General features: G+C 56.0%; 3 protein-coding genes. 2 read left to right on the forward strand and 1 reads right to left on the reverse strand.

All coding sequences use genetic code 11. The features are described 5' to 3' along the window. Positions 1–153: 153 nt before the first annotated feature. The gene (gene psbZ / locus IGR76_10250) at positions 154–342 is read right to left on the reverse strand and encodes a photosystem II reaction center protein PsbZ (GenBank protein MBF2078877.1); all 189 of its coding nucleotides are present in this window, start codon (positions 340–342) and stop codon (positions 154–156) included. Positions 343–483: 141 nt separating this feature from the next. Between psbZ and IGR76_10255 the strand changes: the two genes are divergently transcribed. Together IGR76_10255 and IGR76_10260 are read left to right on the forward strand one after the other, a co-directional pair. Continuing rightward, a complete protein-coding gene (locus IGR76_10255) occupies positions 484–3273 on the forward strand; it encodes a CBS domain-containing protein (GenBank protein ID MBF2078878.1) in 2790 nt (929 codons plus the stop codon). A gap of 9 nt (positions 3274–3282) precedes the next feature. Then, a partial coding sequence (locus tag IGR76_10260; protein MBF2078879.1) for a UDP-N-acetylglucosamine 2-epimerase occupies positions 3283–3666 on the forward strand: 384 nt, incomplete at its 3' end.

Here is a 3666-nt window from a genome sequence, read left to right on the forward strand (position 1 = left end):
GAAGCCGCCCCACCAAAATGTCCTAACCGATATGGCTAGCGCTATAAAACTCAAAATTGGTGCAGGTTCGACAAACATCATTTCAAAAAATAGGTGGCAAGCACGCTTACCACCTACAAAAAGCTTGTTTCTATATGCGCTACTCAACCAATATCAGGTTACGAAGTAGTTTAGGGTGCCAACAACCAGAACCAGAACAACCCAAAGGCCAGAACCCAGCCACAACAAGCGCTTAGACTGATCCCAATTTTGAGGGCTGGCATAGGCAACAGGTACAGCGATGACCATCAGAAAAGACATCGCCACCAAAGCCAGAAGCGCAATATTAAAAAGAATCGCCATTACGGTTTTCTCCCAATCGTTACGTAAGGACTAGACATCCGCAAGTCAAGTCAACGAGTCTGCAATATGCAGAAATCTCCCTTGTATGTAACCTATCAGAAATTGCCCCCTCTCCGCACTTTCTCTGCCAAGATGTTTGGTATGGATTTGGTTCTTTGTCATACAACCGCAGATTTTGACACCCTGGCGGCAGCCGTTGGGGTGACGCGCCTGCATCCGGGCAGTCGGATTGTGTTGGCGGGGGGTGCTCATCCAGCCGTTCGGGATTTTCTAGCGCTGCATCGGGATGAGTATCCGCTGATTGAGCGGCGATCGGTGAATGTTCATCAGATCCGGTCGCTGACGGTGGTCGATACCCAGTGGCGCGATCGCCTCGGGAAGTTAGCGGAATGGCTGGATCTGCCCAATGTATCAATTACTCTTTACGATCACCATTCCGGCGGTGAGGTGGAGAGCGATATTCCCGCAGGCGATCGCCACATTGAACCCGTGGGTGCCACCACGACCCTGATTGTGGAGCAGTTGCGTCAACGCCACCTTTCCCTCAATAGCGTCGATGCCACGGTGATGGCCTTGGGAATTCACGTCGATACCGGATCCCTCACCTATGGAGAAGCCACTCCCCGTGACGCAGCGGCCTTAACCTGGCTGATGGAGCAAGGGGCAAACCAGCGGGTGATTGGGGAGTACACGGAACCGGGGTTGTCACCCGAACTGCAAGACATCCTGACCCTGGCGATCAGTGACCTTCAGGTAGAAACCGTCGAAGGATGTGCGATCGCCTCAGTTCTGCTCTCCGTAGATGGCTATATGCAGGGCATGTCCAGTGTGGCGTCCCATCTGATGAGCTTGACGGACAGTGATGTATTGCTGCTGGGGGTGCGCTATCCGGTGAGCGATGAGGATGAGCGCCTGACGGTGATTGGGCGATCGCGCAGTGGCTACGGTGAGTTTGGCGGTGTGGATCTGGGTGAACTCTTTAAACCTTTGGGCGGCGGCGGGCACGCGAAGGCGGCGGCGTTAACGATCCGGGGAAAAGATGCCGAAGCGATCATGGCGACATTGCTGGCTCAGGTCAAAACTCAGATTCCCCATCCGCCCACGGCACGGGAACTGATGTCCTCGCCCGTTCGTACTATTCGCCCCGAAACAACCATTGGCGAAGCGCAGCGAATTTTGTTGCGCTACGGGCATTCGGGGCTGTCCGTTGTGGATGAACAGGGGCAGCTAACGGGCATCATTTCGCGGCGCGACCTGGACATTGCCCTACACCACGACTTTTCCCATGCTCCGGTGAAGGGCTTCATGACCACCAACGTCAAAACCATCGCGCCCGACACCACCCTGCCCGAGATTGAGTCGCTGATGGTGACCTACGACATCGGACGCTTGCCCGTGCTGGATGGCGATCAGCTCGTGGGCATCGTCACCCGGACAGACGTGCTGCGGCAGCTCCACCAAGAGAAAAGTATTGGCAGCGATCGCCGCCTCATTGCTCAACGCCTAGAAGAGGAAGAACTTGCGGCCTCTCTGCTGGCAGAGAAAGCCGATCCGATGTCTTGTCCCCTGCCAGATACCATGCGATCGCTCCTCCAACGTAAGTTGAAGCCTGCCCTGTGGGAGTTGTTGGGCAAAATCGCGCGGCAAGCCGAGGAGCGCGGGTGGCAGCTTTATTTAGTCGGGGGTGCGGTGCGGGATATTTTCCTCTCTACGGATCGGGCGCTGAATTTATCAGATATTGATCTGGTGGTAGATGGCTTCCATCGGGCGGCGGATCAGGCAGCAGGAGTGGAATTGGCGCGATCGCTCCAGGATACCTATCCCAAGGCACGACTCCAAACCCACGGACGGTTTCAGACGGCGGCGCTGCTGTGGCACAATGACCCAGACTTGGATTCCCTCTGGCTAGACATTGCCACCGCTCGGACGGAGTTCTATCCCTATCCAGCGGCGAATCCAGAGGTGGAAGCCAGTTCGATCCGCCAGGATCTCTACCGTCGGGATTTTACGATTAATGCCCTGGCGATCCGGTTGACCCATCCCCGGCAAGGCGAGTTACTGGACTTCTTTGGCGGAATGCTGGACTTGCGATCGCGCCAAATTCGCGTCCTCCATGCCAACAGTTTTATTGAAGATCCCACCCGGATTTATCGAGCGGTGCGGTTTGCGGTGCGCCTGGGCTTCACCATCGATGCCCAAACCGAGGGCTATATTCGCCATGCGATCGCCAGCGGCATCTATCGGCGGGTGCAGGCTGAGGTCGAAAAAACGCCCGCTCTGCAAACCCGATTGCGCCAGGAACTCAAATACATCCTGGAAGCGCCCTACTGGATGGCGGCAGTGCAAATGTTGACCGATCTGGGTGCCCTCTGCTGCATTCATTCGGAGTTGCACCTCACGGCTCAGCTTTGGAAACAGTTGCGCCTGGTCGATCGCTGGATGCGTCGGTTTGATGGCGAGAATCAGCTTCCCCACTGGATGATTTTGTTAGAGGTGATGCTGTCGTCGTTACCCACCGCAGAACGGACGCGGGTGGCCGAAAATCTCCAGCTTCCAGCCGAAAGTATTGACCGGATGCGATCGCTCGACCACTGGCAACATCACATTACTAAGCAATTACCAACGTGCAAGCGCCCCAGCCAGCAGTTTCACCTCTTCCAGCCCTACAACCTCGCTAGCCTCACCCTGCTTGCCGTCACCTGTCCTCGTCCCGTGCGCCACGCCATCTGGCAGTATCAAACCTACCTGACAACTGTGACGCCCCCGCTTGATGGAAACGACCTTAAGGCACTAGGCTATAAACCCGGTAAGACGTTTAAAGTCATGCTGGATCAGTTGCTGGATGCAACGCTAGATGGAAACGTGAGCGATCGCCCCCAGGCCATCGAATTCCTGCATACCCATTTCCCCCTATCTCAACCCATTTCCTAACCACCGCCTATGCCATCTCCAATCCGCCTTTGCATCATTCTGGGTACCCGTCCCGAAGCGATTAAGCTGGCTCCCGTTATCCAGCAATTTCGGCAAGCGCCCGCTTTCGATACGCGGGTCATCCTCACGGGGCAACACCGGGAAATGGTGGCGCAGGTCATGGAGCTATTTGACCTGACGGCAGATCACGACCTGGCAATCATGCAGCATGGGCAGACCTTGACCGACATCACCTGCCGCAGTTTGCAAGGCTTGGAGCAACTGTACAAAGAGATTCAGCCCCAGTTTGTGATCGTTCAAGGGGATACGACAACGGCCTTTGCCGCTGCCCTGGCCGCGTTCTACCAGCAAATTCCCGTGGGGCACGTTGAAGCCGGACTCCGCACCGATGAC

This window comes from Synechococcales cyanobacterium T60_A2020_003, assembly GCA_015272205.1.
In the GTDB taxonomy this organism is placed as follows: Bacteria; Cyanobacteriota; Cyanobacteriia; order RECH01; family RECH01; genus JACYMB01.

Excerpts from the sequence above, each read along its gene's own strand:
- psbZ (MBF2078877.1), bottom strand. The coding sequence starts at position 342 with ATGGCGATTCTTTTTAATATTGCGCTTCTGGCTTTGGTGGCGATGTCT.
- IGR76_10255 (MBF2078878.1), top strand. The coding sequence starts at position 484 with ATGGATTTGGTTCTTTGTCATACAACCGCAGATTTTGACACCCTGGCG.